This window comes from Phyllobacterium sp. RCAM01083 (assembly GCF_055685835.1).
Map to the genome: position 1 here is coordinate 441,206 of NZ_JBVFZN010000004.1, position 25,153 is coordinate 466,358.

Consider the following 25,153-nt stretch of genomic DNA (forward strand, 5'->3'; position numbering starts at 1 on the left):
GATCTGCATCCTACCGGCTTCATCAGGCGTCCCCGGTCTCGACATCCATACGCGGTACGGAATCGCGGAGCAACGCCGTATATTCGCTTTGAGGCTGATCGAGCACTGTCAATGTCTCGCCCGTCTCCACCAGTCGCGCAGTGCGGAAGACTGCGATGCGATCGCAGAGCTTCCGCACGACGTCAAGGTCGTGGGAGATATAAATCACCGTCAGGTTGCGCTCGCGCCGCAGCCGGGCGAGAAGACGGATGATCTGGGCTTGAATCGTAACGTCCAAGGCCGACGTGATCTCATCGGCGACCAGCACTTCCGGATCTAATATCAGCGCGCGCGCGATCCCTACACGCTGGCACTGTCCGCCAGAGAGCTGCCGTGGGCGGCGATGGGCGAACTCCTCAGGCAGTTCCACTTGCCGCATCATGCCAAGTGCCCGGCGGCGAGCTTCGGCGGCCCCTGAAATACCGTGGCGACGGAGCGGCTCAGCGATGGCTTCAACCACTGTCATCGCCGGATTGAGCGAATCGAACGGGTTCTGAAAGACCATCTGCACGCGGCGGCGATAGGCGGAAAGCCCCACACCCTTCAGTCGATTGATGTCGTCGCCGCGAAAGAGTATATGTCCGCCCGAGGGCACGACCAATCGCGTCACAGCCTTCGCTATGGTGCTCTTGCCCGAGCCGCTTTCGCCGACAATGCCGAAACATTCACCCTCTTTTACATCGAAGGATACCTCGGCAAGCGCCTGGACGGCGCTGTCTCGGCGATGAAGCAGACTGCCTGGATAGTATGTGACATCAAGGTTTTGAACTGAAATCAGAGGCACGGCAGCGGCAGCCGGCGCCCGAGCGGCAGGTAGTTCCAATCGACTCGGCTGTGACGCGATGAGCAACTTGGTATAGCTGTGCTGCGGGTCATGCAGGATTTCGCGTGCAGCGCCTTTCTCCACGACCTTGCCTTGACGCATTACCACAATCCGATTGCACATCTTGGCCACGACGGCGAGGTCGTGCGAGACAAGGATCATGCCGAGACCGAGGCGGCGGTTGAGGTCGCGCAGCACCTCAAGAATGCTGGCCTGCACGGTGACGTCGAGTGCAGTTGTCGGCTCGTCCGCAAGGAGAAGCCGTGGCGTGCAGGCAATCGCACCTCCAATCATCACACGCTGTTTCATGCCGCCGGATAATTCATGCGGATAGGCGAGCATACGCTTTTCCGGGTGATTGATCTGGACTGCGCGGAGGATTTCCAATGCCTGGGTTTCCACGCTGGCGGCCGTGCTGTGCAGGCGGATCGGCTCACCAATATGGTGGCCGACGGTCTTGAGCGGGTCGAGATGCGAAGCGGGATTCTGAAAGATCATCGACATATGACGGCCACGCAGCGCTCGCATCTCAGACGGCTTACAGGACAAAAGATCAGTCCATCAAAGAGGATGCGGCCGGAAACCTTGGCATGAGCGGGAAGCAATCCAAGCAGGGCCCGGCAGATGATGGATTTCCCGGAACCGCTTTCGCCGACGATCGCGAGCACTTCGCCGGGCCTCAGATCGAAACTCACGTTATGAACGACGGACAGGGCACCGAATGAGACGGTAAGGTCCTGGACGGAGAGGAGAGAAGTGGGCGCATCGCTCATTGCTGCATCATCCTTCCAAGCCCGTCACTGACAAGAACAAACCCGAAGCCCAAGAGGATGGCGGCGAGACCTGGGAACAGGCAGATCCACCAGGCGTCGACCACATATGGCTGGCCCTCGGCGATCATTGCGCCCCACTCGGGTGTCGGGGGCTGTACACCGAGGCCGAGGAAGCCGAGGCTCGCGCCGGCGAGCACGATCATGACAATGTCAGTGGTCGCGTAGACGAGGATCATCGGCAGTATGGAGGGCATGAGGTGGCGTACGAGAATGACCGGTGTGGAATAGCCGAGTACCTTGGCCGCCAGCACATAATCCTTGTCGCGCAGGATCGCGGTTTGTGCGCGCACCAGTCGTGCATAGGAAACCCAGCTGACCAGCGCCAGCGCGACGAAGTAGTTAGTGAGCCCAGGTCCCATGAGGCCGACGATCGCAATGACAAGCACGAAGAAGGGAAACGCGATGGTCACGTCGATGAGTCGTGAGAGAACGGCATCTGTCCAGTTGCCAAAATAGCCGGCGACAAGGCCCGCGAACGTGCCGAGCACCAGCGGCGTGACTACCCCCGCCAAGCCCATCCAGAGGTCGATGCGAATTGCATGGATGGTGCGACTTAAAACGTCACGGCCGAGATGATCGGCGCCGAAGGGATGATGGACGGACGGCGGGGCAAGCAGGGACTCGAAGTCAATCGCGTTCGGATCGAACGGCGAAACCCCGGCCGCGGCAAGCGCAAACAGGAGGAGGAACAACAGGATGGCAACGCCGAGGGAAAATTCGAGCGCGCCCTTGCGAGCGAGGAAGTCAACAATACTCATAGCTTGATCCTCGGGTCTATCAGTGAGGAGAGCACATCGACGGTCAGAGTGATCAGCACCGTCAGCAACGCGTAGACCATGGTGAGTCCTTGGATGACGTGGAAATCGCGCCCGAGCACCGAATTGACCATCAGTGTCCCGATACCGGGAACCGCATAGACGATCTCGACCACGACGGCGCCGCCAATCAGATAGGCAAGCATGACGCCGAGCAGATTGAGCGTGGGGACCAGCGAGTTGACCAGAATATGACGGGTGAAGTTCGTTCCTTCCGTCAAGCCCTTCGAACGACCGGCAACGACATAGTCCGCCTCCATTTCTTGGATCAGTGTCGCCCGCAGATTTCGCAGCAGCAGCGGCACCAGCCATAGCGCGGTGCTGACGGCGGGCAGAAACAGGTGGCGGAGATGACTAAACAGGCCCTCACCATAACCGCTTACGGGAAACCAGCCCAACTCCACCCCGAAATATCGCGACATCATCAGCGCCAACCAGAAAACCGGAAAGGTCATACCAACGATAACACCTAATCGGATTGCCTGATCGGGCCACCGATTGTGATTTCGTGCAGCAACCACAGCCAGCACGAGGGTGAGCGGAATGCTGATGACCAAAACGTAGGTGACGAGGAAAAGCGTCGGCGGGAGGAATTGCCAGATGAGCTCCAATACGGGCTTCTGAAAACGGAGCGAGTAGCCGAGGTCGCCTCGCAACAAGTTCCCGAGGTAAGTGGTATACTGCTCGACAAGGCCATTGTTGAGCCCGAGTTGATTGCGCAATTGTATCACAGCCTCTTCGCTAGCCCGGTCTCCGAGCAGGAGACGGGCCGGATCGCCCGGTGACAGATGCACAAGCAGAAAGCTGGCCAGAGTGATACCGACTATCACCGGGAAGGTCGAAAGCAGCCGTCTCGCAAGAATCGCTAGAAATGCCATACTGGATCCACTGGTCTTTGCGTTGAACACAGGTTTTGCCGGCGAGCCGGAACGGCACCCCGTTCCGGCAGGAAAAGCCAATCAACCGCGCCGCGCGGCAGTCGTCCGGGTCTATCTGGCCAGAACAGCCTCTTCGAGAGACCATTGCAATGAAGGGCTGAGGGAGAGGCCTTCAAGGGTCTTGGCATAAGCGTTGGCATATGGCGGATAGTAGAGAGGAATCTGAGCGACCTCTTCGGTCGATATCTTCTGGATCTCGCGATAGAGCACGTCACGCTTGGTCGGCTCGAGTTCGCGCACCGCCTGTTCAGTCAACTCATTAACCTTGGGATTGTCATAGTAGGTATGGAAACTGTGCGTGCCGCAAGTGCCGCAGATCGCCCAACGCACGGCAAGATCGGGATCCGGTGTTTCGTTGTACCACCAACTTGGCGCGAGATCGTAGTCACCCGCCGGAACGCGTTCCCACCACACGCCGCGATCAACCTTTTCTATCTTCGTTTTCAACCCTACCGCCGTCCATTGCGCTTGAAGCAGGGTTGCCAGCTTCTCGGCATCGCCGGCGGAAGAGATGAGGATCGTCAGTTCCTTGCCATCGTATCCGCCCTCAGTGAGCAACATCCGCGCCAGCTTAGGATCGTATGCAAGGCCGGGCAGGTCCTTGGCGTGGTAGTCGAGAGCATTAGGCAGCGTCGTGTTGGCGGGTGTGCCGTGACCTTCGGTCATGGCCTTGGTGATGGCAGAGACATTCAGAGCATGCGCGGCTGCCTGCCGAACCTTGACGTTGTCGAACGGGGGCCGTCTTTCGTTCAGGAGTGTCATATATATGATGGTCGACGGCTCCAGTGCGCCCCGCAGCGTGTCGCGCTTACCGACGTTCTCGAGTTGTGCCCACGGGACATCGCGCACCGCGTCCAACTCCCCCGACATCAGCATGGAAACGCGGGTGTTCGGGTTGGCAACCTCAATGAATTCAGCGCCGCCGTTCTTTGGGTACCCCTCGCGCCAATAATTCGTATTCGGCTCCAGGATCAGTCGGTCGTTCGGACGCCATTCCCGTACTGCATAGGGGCCAGATGCAACGGGCTTGTCAGTGAAGGCCTTGTCGCCACGCGTCTCGACATCCGCCTTTGAGACGATACCGGTGTTAAAGACTTCGAGATTATCAAGCGCCGGTGCGAAGCGATACTTCAACTTGACCTTCACGATATTCCTGCCCTCGGCGGTGACACGTTCGACGGCAGCCAGCGTGGCACTGTAGACGGATTTTTTATCGCTCATCGCGCGCGTCAGACTGAAGACGACATCGTCTCCCGTGATCGGAACCCCGTTGGAAAATTTCGCCGCACGAAGCGTAAAGGTGAGCTCCATGCCGTCTTCCGAAATCGTCCACTTTTCTGCAAGTCCCGGCTGGCGTTGACCGGACGGGTCGCGGCGCAAGAGCCGCGCATAGAGTTGGCCGAAGGCTTCGATGTTTCCGGCTGACGCCGAGCGGATCGGATCGAGCGTCGTCGTCACATACGGCGAACCGATACGGATCAATTCCTCGGCCGAGACCGCATTCGACAACAGCAGGGCAGCAAGCGCGCACGCTGGGGCGATATACTTCCGTTTCATGCAACTTTCCCTTCTCTGGTTATGGCTCTTCTGGCCAGTTTCCACTTTACAGTGATATAAATATAACCTAAATGTCAACATGTGTTATTTACATATCAAAAATTTGGGGGGAACAATGGAGAGGCAGGAGAGAAAACGGCGCGGCCGTGAGCTGGGACTGGACTTCCAGGGCCGCACGGGTGTCTGGAATGCAATTACCGATGTGCCGAACGTGACGGTCGGCTATCGGACGATCATCGAGGGCGATGGGCCGCTGCGTGTCGGCGAAGGTCCGGTGCGTACGGGCGTTACAACCATCCTGCCGCGCAGGAACACAAAAGAGATGCAACCCGTATGGGCAGGCATCCACGCGCTCAATGGCAACGGCGAGATGACGGGCAGTCACTGGATACGCCATGCCGGCCATTTTTCGGGGCCAATCTGTCTTACCAACACCCACAGCGTCGGAGCCGTACACGCTGCCGCCACGAAATGGATGATCCGTGAGTACGCTGAGGAATTCCTCACCGATCATGTCTGGGCCATGCCTGTCGTGGCTGAAACCTATGATGGTGTGCTGAACGACATCAATGGCCAGCATGTGCGGGAGGAACACGTGATGCAGGCGCTCGCGGCAGCAACATCCGGGCCACTTGCGGAGGGCAATGTCGGTGGCGGCACCGGCATGATCGCCTATGAGTTCAAAGGCGGCACCGGTACGGCCTCCCGGATCGTACGTCTTGCGGGACAAGACTACACTGTCGGTGTCTTGGTACAGGCGAATTATGGATTACGCGACTGGTTGACCGTGCTCGGGGTCCCAGTCGGCCGACATCTTCGCGAGAACCGGATGTACGATGCCGAGCAAGGTTCGATCATCGCCGTCATTGCAACCGATATCCCGCTCTTGCCAAATCAACTCGAACGTATCGCCCAGCGTGGCGGGATTGGCATTTCTCGCAGCGGTAGTCCCGGCGGCAACAGCTCGGGGGACATTTTCCTTGCCTTCACCACTGCCAATGCCTTTACCAGACGTGAACTCGCCACCGCTTCGCGCCGGATGGAATGCATTCCCGACGACTGGCTCAATCCGGTATATCTTGCGGCGGTCGATGCGATTGATGAAGCCGTCATTAATGCAATGCTGGCGGCAGAGGACATGACTTGCCTCAAACCGCGCAAAGGCAGCATCTGCAAAGCCATTGATCCCAACCGCTTGTTGCAGGTTGTGGCAGCAGCCAGAAATACAATGGCAGATAGTTGATCGATATGCATTCAACGGTGCTGCAGGCTCGATTGTTGTTGTCTGTATTGTTCGGAACGGACCTTCCCAATGATCGGCTGCGTTCTAAGGGCGAATATTAGGGCGGATGAGTATCCCACAGACCATTGCACGTATTTCAAATCTACATCTGCATCCGGGTTGGGGCTTTGTAATGAATTGCAAAAATATCTGAAACCACCGCTGATACTTGCTGTATCCATCTGGCTTGTTGCCTTACTGATCTATGCATCGGCGTCGGCGATTGTGATCTTTCAGGACAAGTCAGACGCGTTCTCTGCAAAAGCAGACGAGATGGCAACCTGCCTTGACCGTCGCATTGCCCAGAATTTTGCGTTCGTCAGATCCTTCGAAGTTTTCGCAACCCTGTCCGGCAAGGAGGCCACGGACATATTTGGCGCCTTGGTCCGCCACACGATGGAACAGAACCCAAGAATCCGCCAAGTCAAGCCTGCTGCCAAGAGGGAGCCGTTGCTCAGGAGCGCCCGGCGGCCAATGCATGGCGCAGTTTCTCTCTGGTCAGGCTCGACGAAGGATCCTGGCTCTGAACATTAAATGGGCACAGATATTGCAGCCTCTCCAAGCTTGAAAAAACGTATATAGCCCATATATTTTTAGGATGAGCTTGACGTCGAAACGGTGAAGGATTTCACGTGCTTGGATTAGTAGCAATGGAAATTCTACAATATTTAAAATCGCTTCTCTTATCCGTATATCTGTGCCCGTTTAATGTTCATTGGCCTTGTAGCGGTGCGACGTGATATCGGTGGCCGGGTTCGGGCTCATGACTGTAAATACCGCTTCAAATGGCAAGGCGACGCTAGCCGTTCAAGGAAAAATAGATTGATGCTTAAGCTCTTTCAGTCCGCGAGACGTTCAATCAGCGCACCGAGTGATGCCGCTCAATCCGGCTAGGATTGCAGTATACTTTGAAGTGCAGGCGAGGAGCTAACGATTCTTTTCCCGCGGCAACAAGGAACAAAGATGCAGGTAGCTCATTATCGTATTGATAGGAGATATCATGAAAAAACTTGTTTCGCTAATTACCGGCGGTTTCATCGTCGCACTGGTTGGTCTTACTTCGGTGGTCTCATCGTTTGCTGGTCCCGTTTTACAACAAGCGACGCCAGCGGTAAGCAACATCGAGCAGGTCCAATACCAGGAAAAGCGCCGACTACATTATAACGATCGTCGCTCGCATAATCGTCATGGATGGGATCGCAGTGATCGTCGCCGTCCACACTATGACAACCGTCGCGATCGTCACGGCAATTGGAATGGTCATCGCGGTAATCGTGATTATCGACATGGTCATCGTCATTATAACCAAGGATATTGATATCCATTGGCAATCTTCCGTCTCAAAAACGGTCCTAGCCTAATACATGCGTAAAGGCGGTTCGTCAGAGCCGCCTTTACGCATGGAGAGCGGTATGCCAAACTACTCAGGCACCAGACCATCGAACACCGCCCCATATGTCGGACCAATCCGTCACGTTCGGGCAGTGAGGCTAAGCGCGATCTCAAGAAGATCGTCTTGAGGTTCCGTCATTATGAATGGAATTTTTTATCTCCGATCAAAACCACCCCAATCTGCCGATTATCGGCATTTACAAAGGAACTGTTCTTTGTTTGCATTTCCTATTCAACTTCGTATCCCGCTAAATTCATCACCCGCATGAGTTCTTGGTGTCCTATTTGAGCCATCTTCAACGGCGGGTTTTGGATCGGGTCCTGTTCGGCTTCGACTACAAACCAACCTTCATAGCCATAGGCCGCCAACTTTTTGACAATCGCAACAAAGTCGAGTGTGCCATCTCCGGGTACTGTGAATGCACCTTTTACGACCGCGTCGAGGAAACTCTCTTTTGTGCGGTCCAGCGCGTTGATTACATCCATCCGCACATCTTTCGTATGGACATGAGAAATGCGGTTATGATGTTTGTCGATCACCCGAAGTACTTCACCACCGGCAAATGCCATATGCCCTGCATCGAACAGAAGCGGCAGGCCTTCGCCCGAGTGCTTCATGAGCAGGTCCAGTTCTTCTTCCGTTTCAATCGGCGCAGCCATATGATGATGGTATGAGATCGGCATTCCCTGATCCGCACACCATTCACCAAATTCCGTCATTTTGCGGCCGTAAACCTTGATCTGGTCTTCAGACAGTTTCCGCTTCGTCGAAAGCGGGGCATTGCGATCACCCTGAATGGTGCCCGCTGTTTCGCCATAAACGATGCAGGGTGCATTCATTGCCTTGAACAATGCCATCTGCTCGGCGATGCGTTCTTTTTCAGCTGCGATATCTCCATCAAGCAGTTGCCCGGAAAACCAACCACCGCAGACACTTATTCCATGTTGCTGGAGAATTGGTCCAAGGATCGACGCATCCATCGGGAACCGCCTGCCGGTTTCCATTCCGGTAAAGCCCGCTTGACGCGCTTCCGCCAAACAGCCCTCCAGGGAAATATCCCCGCTCAACTCGGCTAAGTCGTCGTTCCACCATGCAATGGGGGCTATCCCAAGTTTGGCCTTCATTTCTTACTCCGACACAATTTCCATACTTGATTGGTGTAAATCTTTAGAGGGTTAAGCCCTTACGAGCCAGCTATCAGATTGCCGCAATCGTGCATCGCCATTCTCCCGCATGCTGGATTGTTACAAAATAAATATTGACAAATCAAGAAACTTGCAAAAAATATTGCATTAAGGATAGGGAGTAGTGGAACTCTTTCGGGTCGAGGTCCAATCAGTCGTTACAACGACAACGTAGCTACGGTTTTTTGCGATCCTTGAACAGGTGAATGAAGCCCATGAAAGCGACCGTGAAGGCGCTCTTGTAAGGGAACTTAAAAAGTGTGGGCTGAGGAGGAGCCGATAATGAAGACAAATCTTTCCGATTTTCGGTCAGAGGTGGAAACTGATACTTTGGCAGCCGACTATCCGCTGGCGCGTGAGATTATCTCCAAAATTCCAATTTACGAGGGGAAGGACGTGGACGATGTCCATGGCCCGGAATGGGTGCGTGCCATTGGACAAGGTCCCGGGGTGATCGTCATTCGGGGAGCCTTTGCTGATACTAAGGTTCTCGATATGGCGACGAGTGTTTTCCAGATGATCATTGCCGAGGAACGTGCGCAGGGTGCAGCGATAGGCGATCATTTTGCGGCAACTGGCGCGAACGATCGCATCTGGAACAGTCTGCAAAAGCTGTGCCTGCGTGCACCCGAAGTATATGCGCATTACATGGCAAATCCGATCATCCATTTGGCGTGCCGGTCCTGGTTGGGACCAGGCTACCAGATAGCAACACAGGTCAATCAGGTTCGCCCCGGCGGCAAAGCGCAGGCGGTTCACCGAGACTTCCATCTTGGCTTCATGACCACGCAGCAGATGAGCCAGTTTCCAGCCCACGTCCATGCTTTCGGTCAAGGCCTCGTTCTTCAGGGCGGGGTTGCGCACTGCGATATGCCAGTGGAAAGCGGGACGACGAAACTGCTGCCGCATTCCCAGCGCTATTTGTCCGGCTATCTCGCTACGTCGCAACAAGAGTTTCGAGATTATTTTGAGGCTAACTGCGTTCAACTTCCGCTTGAAAAAGGCGATGTCATCTTTTTCAGTCCTGCATTGTTTCACGCAGCGGGTGCAAACCAGACATCGAATGTGATCAGGCTTGTGAACCTTCTGCAGGTGGTTTCACCCTTCGCAAAACACATGGAAACACTGGATAGGGCTGCAATGTGCCTGGCCGTATTTCCTTATCTCGCCAGCTTGGGAACTCGCGCGCGCGAGGCCGTCATTGCCGCAACAGCGGACGGTTATCCATTTCCAACAAACCTGGACAGCGATCCCCCTCTAGGTGGACTTGCTCCTCCAGCCCAACAGGACCTGCTTACCCAAGCCGTTCAGGAAGGGTGGACCAAACAGAAACTGACAGAGGCGTTGCTCAGTCAGGCCGGAAAACGAGCTGCGTAAAGCAACTCCACTGAACATGGTTTGGAGCCGCCAGTTGCTTCTCACTTTGGCGATATCGGCGATAGGCCACCGCGTGGCACGGTGACCTGGCCGGGCATCGTTACAATCATCTCAAGGAAAAAAAGCATGAAGAATAAACTTCGGCTGGGTCTCATTGGATCAGGCTTCATGGGCAAGACCCATGTCTTCGGTTTTGCAGCGGCGCAGCGCGTGTTCGATCTGCCATATGAAATCGAACTGGCATGTATCGCCGATATCACAATGGCTCAGGCTGAGGCAGCACGTGACTCACTTGGATTTGCGGAAGCAACCGACGATTGGCGCAGAATGGTGCACGATCCCTCGATCGACGTGATTGATATCACCGCGCCTAATGCCTTCCACAAAGAAATGGCTCTGGCAGCCATTGCTGCAGGAAAGCATGTCTATTGTGAAAAGCCGTTGGCACCACTCGCCGCCGACGCCCGGGAGATGGCCGAGGCGGCCGAACGCGCGTCGATAAAAACGCAGGTTGGCTTCAATTACCTTTGCAATCCGATGCTTGGTCTCGCGCGTGAGATGATTGCCAGTGGGGAACTTGGGGAAATTCGTGGCTATCGCGGTCTTCACGCGGAAGATTATATGGCTGATGCCAGCGGACCGTTTACTTTCCGGCATAACCCGGCAGGTGGTGGTGCGCTGGCGGATATTGGCAGCCACGCCTTGGCTACAGCAGAATTCCTGCTCGGCCCGATTACGCGTGTCATGGGTGATTGCGTTACGATGATCGATAGCCGCCCAGACGGAAAAGGCGAAATGCAATCAGTTGAAACGGATGATGTTGGACGCGCCTTCCTGCGGTTCGAAAACGGGGCCAGCGGTTCCGTTGAAGGAAACTGGATCGCGACAGGCCGAAAGATGCAGCATGACTTTGAAGTCTACGGCACTAAAGGGGCGCTGGCCTTTTCTCAAGAACGTTTCAATGAACTACATTACTATTCAACGGGCGATACGAAGGGCAGACAGGGCTTCCGGCGCATTGAGGCGGGGCCGGATCACGTGCCTTACGGTCGCTTTTGCGTCGCGCCCGGTCATCAGCTGGGGTTTAACGACCTCAAGGCGATTGAGGTCGCCGGCTACCTGGAAGCCATCGCCGGCATTCGCCCCGAACCTTTTAATTTCCGCGCCGGACTACGCATCCAAACGCTGGTTGAAACCATCCAGAACTCATCGCGGAATGGGACTTGGCTTGCCGTGGAGGTTGTGTGATGGAAGAAGAAAATCGCGGGAGAAAGTCGAGTACTGCGCTTCCCATAACCATCCGGCCGATCCGTCTGCCTTCGTCCACGAGATCGATATCTGTCGGTGGTTGCTATCAGCTGAGTTCATTTCGGCCACTGTCATCCCTTGTGCCGGTATTGGGAATAGCGGTATTGCCGACCCGCTTTTGTTCATATTGGAAATGAACAATGGCACAGTTGTATCCGCAGAAGTCTTCGTGAATGCCAGTTATGGCTATCACGTCCAAGCGGAGGCAGTCTGCTCCAATGGCACCGTTTCCTTGGCGCAACCGGCGTTAACGCATAGCAAACGCGGCGATGCTGAAATGGCAGGCTTTCCGCCGAACTGGATCCCTCGATTTGCGGACGCATATCGTGTTCAAGGTCAGGCCTGGGTGGATGCGCTTCGGCTAGGAAAAGTTTCAGAAGATGCATCAACGTCGTGGGATGGACTTGTAGCGACTTGTCTTGCAGAACAGATCGTCAGCGCATTGCGAACATGGCAACGAACGGAGCTTCGGCTGCCATCGCGCCCGGTATGAACGCTTTTTAATCTTGAAGTTGGCGCGGGCTTCCCGGCGAGACTGGATGAACTGAATGATTGAGCATACTCCAACAATATTGGCGATTGCGGTGGTTGCATCGTTTCTCGTCGGTTTGTCGAAAGGTGGCCTGCCATCGGTCGGGACACTGGCTGTGCCGCTTATGGCCTTGGTCATATCGCCTGTGACAGCCGCAGCTTTGTTGCTACCACTCTATGTGATCAGCGATATGGTCGGGCTATATCTCTATCGGAAAAATTATTCCGCCAGGAATCTCGTGATCCTTACGCCAGCAGCGCTCGCTGGTGTGGGGTTAGGGTGGATGTTTAGCGCAAACCTCTCAAGTCTGTTCATCGGAATGCTTGTTGGGCTTGTCGGTATTCTGTTCTGTTTCAACGCGTGGTTTGGCGCGAAATACAGGAAGACTGTAAAGCCCGCAGACATCCCCGGGGGCGTCTTCTGGGGTACACTCACGGGCTTGACCAGCTTCGTCTCTCATTCCGGCGCGCCCCCGTTTCAGATGTACGTGCTACCGCAGCACCTTGAAAAGATGAAATTCGCAGGAACTTCAACCATTCTTTTCGCGATCGTGAATGCTGCCAAGATAATACCCTATTGGGAACTCCAGCAGTTCTCGAAGTTTGATACGACGCTAGCATTATGGTTGCTGCCGGCAGCAATTACGGGAACGTTCGTTGGTGCCAAACTGACGCGTCTTTTGCCCGAGGGTATTTTCTATCTGCTGATTCAGATCACCTTGCTCTTTTTGTCGCTGAAGCTGATCGCGGATTACGTCATGTCTATTGTGCCTGCGGGTTGAAGGTTGCGGCTTGCGTCACGGTGCGGTTTGCAATTTAACTTGCGGTATATGAAATATTGCAATAATAGTTTAATAACGAATCCTGTTTGCCCATGCCTCAAGGGCAGCCATTGTGACGCCTCGGCAGAACGGCTGGGCTACCCCTGTGAAACTTTATACTTACAAGTTGTAGCAACCCAGATGCGCAAATCCCCAGCATTTGCGATTCAAATATAACTTGACTAGCAATAAAAATTGCTTAATTTGCTAATTTGAAATAATAATTGCATACGGCGCTAGGCCGAAACGGCCTTCACCGCGAGGAGGAGACATGTATACATCTTACGGGCTTTTCATCGACGGCGCGTGGTCCGGTCCGGTGAAAGGGGCAAGCACGGAAGTCACGGATCCGGGTAACGGAGAAGTGCTCGGCATTGTTCCTGCCGCAAGCGCGGAAGACACGCAATCAGCAATTGCTGCCGCCGAACAGGCTCTGGTCAAATGGCGCGAGACAGCCGCCTGGGCACGTGCCGATCTACTTCATAAAGTTGCTGACACGATGATCCGCCGCGAAGTCGAGGCGGCTCGGCGCATGACGCTTGAGACCGGTAAACCCTTTGCGCAGGCCGGCCGTGAATGGAATCTCGCTGTGGATCAATTTCGCTGGTATGCGGAAGAAGCCCGCCGCATCTACGGTCGGATCATTGAAAGCAGATTGCCCGGTGGACGGCTTGAAGTTACCCATGAACCAGTTGGCGTTGTCGCAGCCTTTACCGCGTGGAACTTTCCCGCAGCTTTGATAGCACGCAAGGTTGCGCCGGCTCTTGCGGCCGGGTGTACCGTGATTGTACGGCCCTCCGTTGAGGTGCCAGGCGTCGCGATGACTATGTTTGACTGCCTTCGGGAAGCTGGAATCCCGGCGGGTGTGGCAAACCTGTTGATCGGTCCTACTGCCAATACCTACAGACCGATAATGGCATCGGCCGTTGTCAGAAAAGTGTCTTTGACCGGATCAACGCAAGTTGGACAGCAAATGATCAGGGACAGTGCGCAAACTGTGAAGCGTGTGAGCATGGAACTTGGCGGGAATGCTCCAATGATCGTCTTCGAAGATGCTGATCTGGAGCGCGCGCTCGATCTTGCAGTGCCCACAAAATATGCCAATAGCGGTCAGGTGTGTGTCACGCCCGATCGGTTTTACGTTCACGAATCCCTGCATGACTCTTTCGCAGAAGGCTTCGCCGCCCGCGCACGTGCGCTCAAGCTTGGCCATGGCCTCAACGAGACAACGCAGATGGGGCCTTTGATCAATCAGCGGCGCATCAATGCTATTGAGGAAGTCGTTGCAGATGCGCGTGACAGGGGCGGAAAGATACTTGCTGGCGGACGCCGTCCCGCTGAACTGAATACCGGATACTTCTTCGAACCTACTGTGATCACGGGCTTGCCTGACGATGCCAAGGCACTTGCTGAGGAAAATTTCGGGCCAATTGCGGCAATCACGTCCTTCTCAAATACGGATGAAGTGATTGAGCGCGCCAACGCATCGGAGATGGGGCTTTCTGCCTATGTCTTCAGCCGGGATGCGGCGCGGGCCCGTGATGCGGTTGCCCGGCTGCAGGCGGGCATGGTCGGTGTGAATAGCTTCGCCCTGGCAGCAGCAGAAGCTCCCTTCGGCGGAATCAAGGCAAGCGGGATGGGCCGTGAGGGCGGCATCGAGGGAATTCTCGACTACTCCAACGTCAAGCTCTCACAGATGATGGTTTAAGGAATCCGCAAATGATCAAGAATGGTGTGAAAAGCCGCTGGGCCGATGGAAAGCCGGTGCTCAATGGCTGGCTGTCGATTGCGAGTTCATTCAGTGCGGAAATTATGGCCGCTCAAGGGTACGATTCAATCACTATTGACATGCAGCATGGGATCGTTGGCTATGATGGCGCCGTCCCGATGTTGCAGGCCATGCGCGCAAGCGGTGTAGCACCTCTTATTCGCGTTCCCTGGCTCGACCCAGCTGACATCATGAAGGCGCTCGACGCGGGCGCCTATGGTGTCATCTGCCCCATGATAAACACGAGGGAGGAAGCCGAGCGCCTGGTTTCTTACGTCCGCTATCCGCCACATGGTGTTCGCAGCTTCGGGCCCAGCCGGGCTCTGTTCTCTACCGGAACGGGATATGCAAACGAGGCCGACGACGAGATGATCTGCCTCGCGATGATCGAAACCGCGCAGGCATATGAAAATCTTGACGACATTTTATCTACGCCCGGACTTGACGGTGTTTACATAGGTCCAGCCGACCTCACGCTCGGACTTCAAGGCAGGAAGTATGCCCCCGGCTTCGATCGGAGTGAGCCCGAAATGATTGCGGCGATCCAGCATATTCTCCACACCGCACACAAGGCGGGTAAACGCGCAGCTCTTCACAACGGAACAGCGGAGTATGCCGCAAAAGCCGTTGGATGGGGCTTTGATCTGGTCACCGTTTCGAACGACGTTCGCCTTATGGCGGGGGCAGCCGATGCAAGTGTGAGAAAATTCAGGGAACTCGTGGTGGACGCGCTTCCTGAAAACAAGCTCGACCGGGGAGGGTATTGAGCATGCCAAGAGTTGTTGTCGCTGGAAAGATCCACGCGGACGGGCTGTCTCTCCTGCAAAATGCGCCGGGAATCGAAGTCGATTACGTTGAAGATGTCACTGCCGCCAGTTACGAGCCCTATCTACCAACCGCAGATGCATTGCTCATCCGAACGCAGCCGCTGTCGTCCGCGTTTGTCACCGCAGCACCCAACCTGAAAATTGTATCCCGGCACGGCGTTGGGTACGACTCTGTCGATGTCGCGGCCCTCAACGCGCGACAAATCCCGCTGGCAGTGGTCGGTGACGTGAATTCCCGTGCGGTTGCAGAACACGCGGCTATGCTCATGCTCTCGGCGGCACGTCGGACCGTTCTGTTTGATCAGAAAATGCGGCAAGGCGATTGGAACTATCGCAATTCGCTCGATGCAGTCGAATTGGATGGCGGAACATTGCTGATTGTTGGTTTTGGACGTATCGGTCGCCGTCTCGCCCAAATTGCCGCTGCATTGGGGATGAATGTCCTGGCACATGATCGTTTTCAGGATCCTTCGAGCATTCTTGCACGTGGTGTTCATCCCGTTGATACATTGGAAGATGGTCTTCGCGTCGCGGATGTGGTTTCCCTCCATGTACCAAAGGTTGGCTCTCTGGCACTTATCGGAGAGCGCGAACTGGCTTTGATGAAATCGTCTGCGATCCTCATCAATACGGCACGGGGTGGCCTGGTCGATGAAAAGGCATTGCTCGCTGCTTTGAATGAAAATCGGATAGGTGCTGCCGGGCTGGATGTTTTCACCGAGGAACCGCCAGTTTCCGGAAATCCTCTCTTTGCTTGCGAGCGGGTAGTCCTGTCACCCCACAACGCTGGGCTAACGGAAGCGTGCGGGCGGAGGATGGCCGTTTCTGCCGCTGCCAATATTATCGATTATTTCAATGGTAATTTGAGCGCGGCTCTGGTCGTCAACCACGCTGAGATCGGCCATCAGACGCTAGTAGCGGCGCGCGTTTGACGATGCCGATGCTTGCGCTCACCCAGCTCTTCAAATCGTACGGCGATGTTCCCGTCCTGAAGGGGATAGACCTGTCTGTCGAGCAGGGCGAGGTTCTTGCTCTGGTCGGCGAGAACGGTGCTGGCAAGTCAACCCTGATGCGTATCATTGCCGGGCTTGCACCCCAATCGAGCGGCACGATGGATTTTGAAGGAAAACGTGCCCCGCAGACTCTCCGGGAAGCCGAGCGGGCTGGTGTGGTTATGGTGCATCAGGAATTCTGTTTGGCTCCGCATCTGACCGTTTCCGAGAACGTCTTTCTCGGACGCGAACTGACCAAAGGGATTTTTACAGATCGCCAAGCCATGGAGAAGGCTTCCGCTGATATTTTGGCAAAACTCGGATCATACGTTTCACCGCGTGCTCGGTTGCAAGATCTGCCTGTGTCTGATTGGCAGATGGTCGAGCTTGCCAAAGCCTTTGCGCGAGAACCTAAGCTAATCCTTATGGACGAACCAACGGCGGTTTTGTCGGGGACAGAAGCAAACCAGCTTTTCGATCGCATCCGACTGTTCCGCGACGAGGGGGGCTCGGTCGTTTTCACCTCGCACCGTCTCGATGAGGTGAAGGCTATCGCCAATAGGATCGCCGTGCTGCGGGATGGCCAGATTGTGCGGGTGGCAAGGGCAAGCGAAATATCTGAAAATGAAATGGCCGAAGCCATGGTCGGTCGGCCATTGTCGGAAATCTATCCGGTTCGTCAAAAGACAAAAACGAGGGGTGAAATCCTTGTCGACGTGATCGGATTGAACTCTGCGAATGCGGTTATTGATGCCAGCCTGACGATCCACAAGGGGGAAGTTCTCGGAATTTCCGGACTTGTGGGGTCAGGGCGGACAGAATTGTTCGAGGCACTTCTCGGCTTGCGTTCCGCGTCGTGTCACTCATTCGAACTCAACGGGCAACGCCGTGCGCTGCCGCATGCGCGGGAGGCCTGGCAATTGAAGCTTGCCTACCTGACCGAGGACCGGAAAGGGAAGGGCCTCCTGCTGGGCAAGTCACTATCTGAAAATATTGCGCTGACAAAGGGAGCGCTGAGTGGCCGCAATTGGATCAGTCATCGCGTGGAGAATCTGGACCTGGTCACCGTGGTGAAGGAATACGATATCCGGGCGGGGAACTATAACGCAACTGCTGGTTCGCTCAGCGGTGGCAATCAGCAAAAAATCCTGATTGCGAAGACACTCGCAACAGATCCTGATCTGGTCGTTTTCGATGAGCCGACGCGAGGCGTGGACATCGGAGCCAAACAACAAATCTACGAAATCATCGCCAGGCTCGCCGATGCAGGCAAAGCCATCGTCGTCATTTCCTCGGAAATGCAAGAGATCGTTGGACTATCGGACCGTGTTGTTGTCATGCGACGGGGGCAGATTTCCGGCGAGCTGACGGGAGAGAAAATACAGGAAAGCGAGATTATCCGCTTCGCAATGGGCTTGCAGGAGGAGCTAACCCATGTCTGACGTCACACTTAATACCACAGGTGCCCCGACAGGCTCTGGTCTGACCATAACTCGGACATTGGAGGCTATGGGCCCGCTCATCGCCTTGATCCTGCTCATGATAATCGGCGCTTTGACAAGCGGTATCTTTCTCGGTGCCGAGAACTTGTCAAATGTCTTCACGCGAAGTGCCATTATCGGCATCATAGCGATTGGTGCCACATTCGTGATTACAGCGGGCGGGCTGGATTTGTCGGTCGGCTCGCTATCCGCATTGGTCGCAGGTGTGACCATTCTTTTCCTCAATCACTCGGTAGGGGCTCTTGGATCCGGTTGGCTGCTGATTTCAGCAGGAATACTGTTCTCCATTCTTGTGGGCGCAGCTGCGGGGTTCCTGAATGGCTACATGATTGTGAAGGGCAGAGTCGAAGCATTCATTGTCACACTTGGCGCAATGGGCATCTTCCGCTCAATTATTACCTGGCTTTCCGATGGTGGTTCCATTTCGCTGGACTTCTCCCTGCGTGATGCCGCGAGACCAATCTACTATGGGCAGGTGGGAGGGATCGCAGTTCCGATCATCGTTCTCATTGTCATGGCTGTTATCGGCGAAGTGGTTTTGAGACGTGTGCGGTTTGGGCGGCACGTTGCCGCGATTGGTTCCAATCGTCATGTCGCCCTTTATTCAGCAATTCCCGTTAACCGCGTCCGAATCCTGACCTACGTCATTCAAGGTTTCTGTGTGGCAGTCGCCACGGTCATTTATGTTCCACGCCTCGGCGCGGCAACACCCTCGACGGGATTGATGTGGGAACTGGAAGCCATCGCGGCCGTCATCATTGGCGGAACTGCTCTGAGTGGCGGTTTTGGCCGCATATGGGGAACGGTTGTCGGGGTGCTTATCCTCGGGTTCATCAGCAATATCCTGAACCTCACTGGCTTTGTCAGCCCCTATCTTAACGGGGCATTCCAGGGGGCGATCATAATTATCGCAGTTCTCCTGCAGCGGGATCGCTCACAAGGCTGAACGACGAACACTGTCACTAATGAAGAGCTTGCCGGACTTTTGCATGAGTCTGGAAGGGTTGGGTTGTCTAAATAAGGGAGGAACTATCATGCTAAGAAGTTTGAAAACGGCTCTTGTCGCGGCAGCAATGATGATCGCGGGATGGGGAATAGAGGCAAATGCTGCAGATGCCGTTATTGGTGTCTCCATACCAGCTGCAACGCACGGCTGGACTGGTGGTCTGAATTACCACACGAAGCGAACGATCGACACCATGAAGAAGGCCTTCCCGAATGTCGATTTTGTTCTGACGACATCATCCAGTGCGACCCAGCAGGTCAATGATATAGAGGATATGGTCGCCCGCAACATCAATGCACTTATTGTGTTGCCATTTGAATCTGATCCCTTGACCCAACCGGTGAAGGCCGCAAAAGCCAAGGGTATCTTTATTGCAACCGTCGACCGGGGACTGGGCGAAGAGGGCATTGAAGACCTGTACGTGGGAGGCGACAATCCGCAGTACGGGCGTGCAGCTGCGGAATACTTCAAAAAGAAATTCCCGGACGGTGGCAAGATTGTCGTTATGCGGGGAATACCGACCGCGATCGATAACATTCGCATCGAAGCCTTCAATGCCGCATTGAAGGGCACGAAGATCGACGTCCTCGACATGCAATACGCCAATTGGAATCCCGACAAGGGTTTTGAAGTTATGCAGGATTATTTGCAGCGCTTCCCAAAGATCGACGGTGTGTGGGCTGGGGATGACGATGCTGCGCTTGGTGCCATCGAGGCTATCAAGCAGGCCGGCCGCAAGAATGTCACCGTTCTTGGCGGATCTGGCATGAACAAGGTCGTTAAACTCGTCAAGGATGGGCACGACATGGTTGACGCCGATATTTTTTATCCACCGACGCTTATTATTCCCGCGATTGAATTGGTGACCATGAAATTTGCCACGCAAGCCCCGATCAATGGTCGGTATGTTCTTGGCAGCCCGTTGATCACAAAGGATAATGCGGTAGAGTACTATTTTCCTGACGCTCCGTATTGATTGTCCCCGGTGCACTTTCGGGTGCACCGGTTCTTCCAACTGTTCAGAGATCGGACAACACACGGCTCGATCAACCTGCTGTGAACATGGAATGTTGCGAAATAGGAAAAATTGCAATAATCAAACTGGCACGGTGCTTCCTTGTTAAGTGACAGCGACTTAAACGGCTGGCTTGGCTCGCGTGAGCGGCTAACAATGAAGAGGTTCTGTTTCATGCCAAGGGTAAAGAATTCTGAGCAATCCGAACCGCGATTGGCGAACTACGAGAGTTTCGTCAACGCTGTCACGGAAGCATATCCTTCTTTGAGCGACAGGTTCCAGCAAGTCGCGAGGTTTCTCACGCAGAATTCAAATGTAGTCGCCATGCAGTCGATTAACACGATTGCCGAACAAGTTGGCGCACACCCCTCGATTCTTGTGCGCTTCGCGCAGCACTTCGGGTTTTCCGGTTTCAAGCAGTTGCAGGGTGTATTCCAGACAAGACTGTCGACTGCTGCGCCGGGATACCGGGAACGCATCAGCGCTCTCGATGCGGATTTGGAAAAGAACAAACGCAAAGGCAATCTAGGCTTTCTGCACGATCTGGTGGTGCGGGATATAGCAACGCTGCAGGAATTGCTGAACGCAGTTACGGAAAAGTCTCTGGCAGATGCCGCAAAATTGCTGAAAAATGCCGATACGATTTTTATTGCCGGACAACTTCGCTCTGAACCGATTGCCGGTTTTTTGCGGTATGTTCTCTCAATGCTGAGACGCAGGGTTGTCCTGCTTGATCCGGCCGGTGGTCTTGCTCCTGAAATGGCTCAGGTCATGGGCAAGAAAGACGTACTCGTAGCGATCTCTTTCCGGCACTATGCCAAGGAAGTGGTCTCGATCGCCGACGTTGCCGCGAGCAACGGTACGCCCATGGTCGCCATCACTGACAGCCAGCTGTCTCCTTTGGCGAAGAGTGCGAAGGTCTTGTTCACGGTACCGGAAGACGAGTATTCATTTTCGCGCTCTTTGGCGGCACCCATGTGCATCACCCAATGTATCGCGATAGCCCTTGCGGCGTCCCTCCAGGAAGATGGCGAAAGTACGCCGCACATTCCAACTGTCACGGAAAATCAACGCCGGAAGGTGTGATCTGACAAGCGCCGTTCCTGCGAACGGCGCTTGGCGCATTCGTCAGGAAACTTCAGACACCTTCACGAAGCGCTTTTTTTTCAAAGACAGGACTGCCGCTTCGGCGAGCGCAAGCGCCCGCTCTCCATCATCAAACGTTGCTTCCGGTTTTCCGCCGCTGACAGCCTTTTCAATGAAGCTTTCGAGCCCCGCGGAAAACGCTTCAACATAACGTTCAATGAAGAAATTAAGATAAGGCTCGCCTGCGGCTGTAGTTACTGCCCCAAAGCGCTTCAGTTCGTGGGCGCGACGATTGTCAGAAATCACCATGCCTTTGGAGCCAAACAACTCAATGCGCTGGTCATAACCGTAAGTGGCCAGGCGCGAGTTGTTGATGTGGCATAGCTTGCCGCTCCCTGTCCGCATAACCACCATTACGGAATCGACATCATTAAGTTCCGTGGCAAGTCTTGGCTCGATAAGTGCGCTTCCAGTTGCAAATACTTCATCCACCTCCTCGTCGAGCATAAAGCGCGCGAGATCGAAATCATGGATGGTCATATCTCTGAAAATTCCGCCTGATGCCTGCAAGTAACCCCATGGGGCCAGTCCAGGATCGCGCGATGTGATGATGATCTGTTGCAGGTCTCCGATATCACCATTGCGTACGGCCTCACGCGCTGCGCGATGTCCCGGATCGAAACGGCGGTTGAACCCGATTTGAACGACACTCGAATGGGCAGCAATCGCATTCCGGCATTTCACAACCCGCTCCAGGGACAGATCAATGGGCTTTTCGCAGAATACAGCTTTTCCAGCTCGTACTGATGCTTCGATAAGGTCTGCGTGCGTCGGTGTGGACGTGGCGATAAGCACAGCATCGGCTGAAGCGATTGCCACTTCGGCGCTCGGCGCAACAGCGCAGCCAAATTGCGTTCCAACCTGCTCTGACGCTTCAAAGACAGGATCGTAAACAGAAACAAGCTGCGCGGTAGGCGAGCGGGCAATCGTGGCTGCGTGCATTTTACCGATGCGACCGCAGCCGAGAAGGGCGATATTTAACACGGATTTCCTCCCGGGGTTTTGATCAAGCGGTTCTGCAGTAACTCAATGCAAAAAATATTGCAATAAATCAAATATGACAATATTGGTTCTCTGTGTGGTTCAGCCCGTGCTGTTTGTACCCGCGCGCATTTGGAGGCGCATGGCCGCTCGAATTGATCGAAACTATGATTGATTCACATTGTCTGAACGGTCCCAGGACGGGCCACACACAGCTGAAATGCAAAAAGACTTGCAATATTTAAATTAATGCAATAAATATTCCATGCACAAGGCTGGTCGAGGAGCGCCAGTTTGGGAGGATTAATATGTCTACTGTCCGCTTAACCATGGCACAAGCCCTGGTCCGCTATCTTTGCAATCAGTTCACGCAGATTGAGGGGCGGCGTGAACCCCTGTTTCCTGGTGTTTTTGCGATCTTCGGGCATGGGAATGTGACCTGCCTTTCAGAAGCACTCGAAGCGGTTAAAGATATATTGCCGACATGGCGCGGACAGAATGAACAGTCGATGGCACTTGCTGCAATTGGTTTTGCGAAAGCGACGCAGCGGCGTCAGATCATGGTTGCAGCGTCTTCGATCGGTCCTGGCGCATTGAACATGATTACCGCAGCCGGTGTTGCTCACAGCAACCGGCTTCCAGTCTTGCTGCTCGCCGGTGACAGCTTTGTCAATCGTCGTCCCGATCCGGTGATGCAGCAGGTCGAGCATTTTGGCAATCCGACGATCACGGTAAACGATGCATTCAAGGCGGTCACACGATATTGGGATCGGATCACCCATCCAGAACAGATCATTGCCTCCCTGCCGCAAGCGGTTGCCGTGATGCTTGACCCGGCAGATTGTGGTCCGGCATTTCTGGCCTTGCCGCAGGATGTGCAGGAAATCGCATGGGACTATCCGGAGAGCTTCTTCGAGCCAACAGTGCATAGAGCTCCGCGCCCACGCCCGGATTTGGATAGTCTGGCGCAGGCTGTCAAAGTCTTGAAGTCTGCCAAACGTCCGCTGATCATTTCAGGTGGCGGTGTGCGCTACTCCGGAGCAGAAACAGCCCTTGCTGACTTCGCAGAAAAGCACGGCATACCGATGTGCGAAACCATCGCCGGCAAGGGTACCGTAACGCATGATCATCCCGCTCATGTCGGCCCTATTGGTATCGTTGGCTCCACCTCGGCAAATACATTGGCTGCGCAAGCAGATGTAATCCTTGCCGTTGGCACGCGGCTGATGGACTTTACAACCGGATCCTGGACCGCATTCTCGCCGGACGCCACGTTCGTATCGATCAATGCGGCGCGCTGGGATGCCAACAAGCATCGCGCGGTTGCGGTCGTTGGCGATGCGCGTGAGAGTATAAACGAGCTTCAGGCAGCACTCAGCGGCTATATGGCCGCACCAGAATGGACCCAAAAGGGTCGGACCGAGTTTGCGAAATGGAATACCGCGCTCGACGGTTATCAAAAGCCTACCAATGCTGCCGTACCTACCTACGCACAAGTTGTCGCCGTCGTGAACGCCCATGCCGGCGAGCGCGATCTCCTGATTACGGCCGCCGGCGGTTTGCCTGGTGAAGTCATGAAGAACTGGCGGGTCAAAGCTCCCAATACCTTCGACTGCGAGTTTGGCTTTTCGTGCATGGGATATGAAATTGCAGCCGGGTGGGGCGCAGCGATGGCTGATCCCACCCGTACCCCGATCGTCATGATCGGTGACGGCACCTACATGATGATGAACTCGGACATCTATTCCACAGTGCTTTCGGGGCACAAGATGATTCTGATTGTTTGTGACAATGGCGGCTATGCTGTCATCAATCGCCTTCAGAACGCCAAGGGCGGAGCGTCCTTCAACAATCTGTTGAAGGATTGCCGGGTCAAAGAGGCGTTTCCAGTGGACTTCGGCAAGCATGCTGAATCCATGGGAGCACTGACGCGCCATGTTGAAAGCCTGGCAGATCTTGGAGCCGCCATGGAGTGGGCTCAGTCAACAGACCGGACAACTGTACTCACAATTGTGTCGGATGCTTTCACCTGGACGCCTGGAGACGCTTGGTGGGATGTAGGCGTACCCCAAGTGAGTGCCCGCCCGGAAGTGAATGTCGCGTCGGCCGACCAGCAAGCCGGTCGTAAAAAGCAGCGTGTCGGCATTTAGGGGCTCTCCAAATCTGTTATCGGCGCAATTCGGTTATGCGGAAACCAACGACATGAACGGTCAATTCAAAGGTAAAGTTGCTCTTATAACGGGAGGCACGCAGGGATTGGGTGCCGCCACCGCGAAGCTTTTCGCGGAACGGGGAGCGGAAGGTTTGGTAATTTGTGGCCGCTCGACGGAAAAGGGCGCCGCGCAGGTAGCCGCACTTGAAGAACTAGGCTGTAAGGCCGTGTTTGTGAAAGCCGATCTTGGGAACATCGATGATTGCCGCAAGGTCGTTGCGGAAGCAGACAGAGTATTCGGGCGGCTGGATTGTCTCATTAACGTTGCGGGTGCGACCAACAGAGGCACCATCCTGGAAACCTCACCTGAGCTGTTCGATATGTTGTTTGCGGTGAATACACGCGCGCCGTTTTTCCTGATCCAGGAGGCAATCAAGCTTTTCAAGCGCGAGCAGATCGAAGGAACGATTGTCAATATTTCCTCAATGTCATCGATGGGCGGCCAGCCAAATTTGACAGCCTATTGTGCCTCCAAAGGTGCGCTTGACACGCTGACACGTAATGTTGCTTACGCAGTTCTTCGCAACCGTATCCGCATCAACAGCCTGAATATCGGTTGGATGGCATCGGAAGGTGAAGACAGGACCCAGCGCGTCCTGGACGGCAGACCAGAAAACTGGCTTGAGCAGGCAGCTGCCGACCAGCCAAACGGCAGGTTAATCGACCCGGTTGAGGTTGCCCGGGCAATCGCGTTTCTGGCGTCCTCTGAATCCGGCCTGATGACAGGCGCAATCATAAATTTCGATCAAGGGATATGGGGAGCCTATGATGGCATCCCACACCCCGCATCGCCACTTTGATGC

At 54.9% G+C, this 25,153-nt stretch carries 23 protein-coding genes; 16 read left to right on the forward strand and 7 right to left on the reverse strand.

The window, feature by feature from the left end:
- Positions 1-22 precede the first annotated feature (22 nt).
- The 5 genes from ACZ25R_RS06190 to ACZ25R_RS06210 all read right to left on the reverse strand — a co-directional run bounded on the left by ACZ25R_RS06190 (position 23) and on the right by ACZ25R_RS06210 (position 5,005).
- Positions 23-1,366 carry an ATP-binding cassette domain-containing protein gene (locus tag ACZ25R_RS06190; protein WP_472460436.1) on the reverse strand — a complete coding sequence of 448 codons (1,344 nt, stop codon included), beginning with the start codon at positions 1,364-1,366 and terminating at the stop codon, positions 23-25.
- The gene (locus ACZ25R_RS06195; protein ID WP_472460437.1) at positions 1,357-1,635 is read right to left on the reverse strand and encodes an ATP-binding cassette domain-containing protein; all 279 of its coding nucleotides are present in this window, start codon (positions 1,633-1,635) and stop codon (positions 1,357-1,359) included. Before ACZ25R_RS06195 ends, ACZ25R_RS06190 begins: the two co-directional genes overlap by 10 nt.
- Positions 1,632-2,453, reverse strand: coding sequence for an ABC transporter permease (locus tag ACZ25R_RS06200; protein WP_472460438.1), 822 nt, complete (start codon positions 2,451-2,453; stop codon positions 1,632-1,634). The genes ACZ25R_RS06195 and ACZ25R_RS06200 overlap by 4 nt, the downstream gene beginning before the upstream one ends.
- Positions 2,450-3,388: an ABC transporter permease gene (locus ACZ25R_RS06205; RefSeq protein ID WP_472460439.1), complete on the reverse strand. Its 939-nt coding sequence runs from the start codon at positions 3,386-3,388 to the stop codon at positions 2,450-2,452. The genes ACZ25R_RS06200 and ACZ25R_RS06205 overlap by 4 nt, the downstream gene beginning before the upstream one ends.
- Positions 3,389-3,499: 111 nt before the next feature.
- Positions 3,500-5,005 (reverse strand): ABC transporter substrate-binding protein, encoded by a 1,506-nt coding sequence (locus ACZ25R_RS06210; RefSeq protein ID WP_472460440.1) that lies wholly within the window; start codon positions 5,003-5,005, stop codon positions 3,500-3,502.
- Positions 5,006-5,120: 115 nt separating this feature from the next.
- Here ACZ25R_RS06210 and ACZ25R_RS06215 point away from each other — a divergent pair, with 115 nt between their 5' ends.
- The 3 genes from ACZ25R_RS06215 to ACZ25R_RS06225 all read left to right on the forward strand — a co-directional run bounded on the left by ACZ25R_RS06215 (position 5,121) and on the right by ACZ25R_RS06225 (position 7,605).
- Positions 5,121-6,248 carry a DmpA family aminopeptidase gene (locus ACZ25R_RS06215; RefSeq protein WP_472460441.1) on the forward strand — a complete coding sequence of 376 codons (1,128 nt, stop codon included), beginning with the start codon at positions 5,121-5,123 and terminating at the stop codon, positions 6,246-6,248.
- A 177-nt stretch (positions 6,249-6,425) separates the two neighbouring features.
- Positions 6,426-6,821: a hypothetical protein gene (locus ACZ25R_RS06220; RefSeq protein WP_472460442.1), complete on the forward strand. Its 396-nt coding sequence runs from the start codon at positions 6,426-6,428 to the stop codon at positions 6,819-6,821.
- A 466-nt stretch (positions 6,822-7,287) separates the two neighbouring features.
- On the forward strand, positions 7,288-7,605 hold the full coding sequence (locus ACZ25R_RS06225; RefSeq protein ID WP_464665079.1) for a hypothetical protein: 318 nt from the start codon (positions 7,288-7,290) through the stop codon (positions 7,603-7,605).
- Between the two features lie 302 nt (positions 7,606-7,907).
- Here ACZ25R_RS06225 and iolE read toward each other — a convergent pair whose 3' ends face one another.
- A complete protein-coding gene (iolE, locus tag ACZ25R_RS06230; RefSeq protein WP_464665081.1) occupies positions 7,908-8,804 on the reverse strand; it encodes a myo-inosose-2 dehydratase in 897 nt (298 codons plus the stop codon).
- 342 nt (positions 8,805-9,146) lie between these two features.
- Between iolE and ACZ25R_RS06235 the strand changes: the two genes are divergently transcribed.
- The 11 genes from ACZ25R_RS06235 to ACZ25R_RS06285 all read left to right on the forward strand — a co-directional run bounded on the left by ACZ25R_RS06235 (position 9,147) and on the right by ACZ25R_RS06285 (position 21,097).
- Positions 9,147-10,241 (forward strand): phytanoyl-CoA dioxygenase family protein, encoded by a 1,095-nt coding sequence (locus ACZ25R_RS06235; protein WP_464665082.1) that lies wholly within the window; start codon positions 9,147-9,149, stop codon positions 10,239-10,241.
- Positions 10,242-10,367: 126 nt separating this feature from the next.
- Entirely contained in the window at positions 10,368-11,489 is a 1,122-nt protein-coding gene (locus ACZ25R_RS06240) for a Gfo/Idh/MocA family protein (protein ID WP_464665084.1), read from the forward strand.
- Positions 11,458-12,042 carry a Gfo/Idh/MocA family protein gene (locus ACZ25R_RS06245; RefSeq protein WP_464665086.1) on the forward strand — a complete coding sequence of 195 codons (585 nt, stop codon included), beginning with the start codon at positions 11,458-11,460 and terminating at the stop codon, positions 12,040-12,042. Before ACZ25R_RS06240 ends, ACZ25R_RS06245 begins: the two co-directional genes overlap by 32 nt.
- 55 nt (positions 12,043-12,097) lie before the next feature.
- Complete coding sequence (locus tag ACZ25R_RS06250; RefSeq protein ID WP_464665087.1) at positions 12,098-12,862, forward strand: sulfite exporter TauE/SafE family protein; 765 nt, start codon at positions 12,098-12,100, stop codon at positions 12,860-12,862.
- Positions 12,863-13,172: 310 nt separating this feature from the next.
- Positions 13,173-14,609 carry an NAD-dependent succinate-semialdehyde dehydrogenase gene (locus ACZ25R_RS06255; protein WP_472460443.1) on the forward strand — a complete coding sequence of 479 codons (1,437 nt, stop codon included), beginning with the start codon at positions 13,173-13,175 and terminating at the stop codon, positions 14,607-14,609.
- Between the two features lie 11 nt (positions 14,610-14,620).
- Complete coding sequence (locus ACZ25R_RS06260) at positions 14,621-15,436, forward strand: HpcH/HpaI aldolase family protein (RefSeq protein WP_472460444.1); 816 nt, start codon at positions 14,621-14,623, stop codon at positions 15,434-15,436.
- Between the two features lie 2 nt (positions 15,437-15,438).
- On the forward strand, positions 15,439-16,428 hold the full coding sequence (locus ACZ25R_RS06265; protein WP_472460445.1) for a hydroxyacid dehydrogenase: 990 nt from the start codon (positions 15,439-15,441) through the stop codon (positions 16,426-16,428).
- 8 nt (positions 16,429-16,436) lie between these two features.
- A complete protein-coding gene (locus ACZ25R_RS06270; protein ID WP_472460446.1) occupies positions 16,437-17,930 on the forward strand; it encodes a sugar ABC transporter ATP-binding protein in 1,494 nt (497 codons plus the stop codon).
- Positions 17,923-18,936 (forward strand): ABC transporter permease, encoded by a 1,014-nt coding sequence (locus tag ACZ25R_RS06275; RefSeq protein WP_472460447.1) that lies wholly within the window; start codon positions 17,923-17,925, stop codon positions 18,934-18,936. The genes ACZ25R_RS06270 and ACZ25R_RS06275 overlap by 8 nt, the downstream gene beginning before the upstream one ends.
- An 88-nt stretch (positions 18,937-19,024) precedes the next feature.
- Positions 19,025-19,972, forward strand: coding sequence for a substrate-binding domain-containing protein (locus ACZ25R_RS06280; protein ID WP_472460448.1), 948 nt, complete (start codon positions 19,025-19,027; stop codon positions 19,970-19,972).
- A 213-nt stretch (positions 19,973-20,185) separates the two neighbouring features.
- Positions 20,186-21,097 carry a MurR/RpiR family transcriptional regulator gene (locus tag ACZ25R_RS06285; protein ID WP_464665099.1) on the forward strand — a complete coding sequence of 304 codons (912 nt, stop codon included), beginning with the start codon at positions 20,186-20,188 and terminating at the stop codon, positions 21,095-21,097.
- A gap of 42 nt (positions 21,098-21,139) precedes the next feature.
- Here ACZ25R_RS06285 and iolG read toward each other — a convergent pair whose 3' ends face one another.
- On the reverse strand, positions 21,140-22,141 hold the full coding sequence (gene iolG / locus ACZ25R_RS06290) for an inositol 2-dehydrogenase (protein WP_472460449.1): 1,002 nt from the start codon (positions 22,139-22,141) through the stop codon (positions 21,140-21,142).
- A 305-nt stretch (positions 22,142-22,446) separates the two neighbouring features.
- On the opposite strand from iolG, the gene iolD reads away from it, so the two are divergent.
- A complete protein-coding gene (iolD, locus tag ACZ25R_RS06295) occupies positions 22,447-24,288 on the forward strand; it encodes a 3D-(3,5/4)-trihydroxycyclohexane-1,2-dione acylhydrolase (decyclizing) (protein ID WP_464665101.1) in 1,842 nt (613 codons plus the stop codon).
- 52 nt (positions 24,289-24,340) lie between these two features.
- Entirely contained in the window at positions 24,341-25,150 is an 810-nt protein-coding gene (locus ACZ25R_RS06300; protein ID WP_464665102.1) for an SDR family oxidoreductase, read from the forward strand.
- Positions 25,151-25,153: the final 3 nt, after the last annotated feature.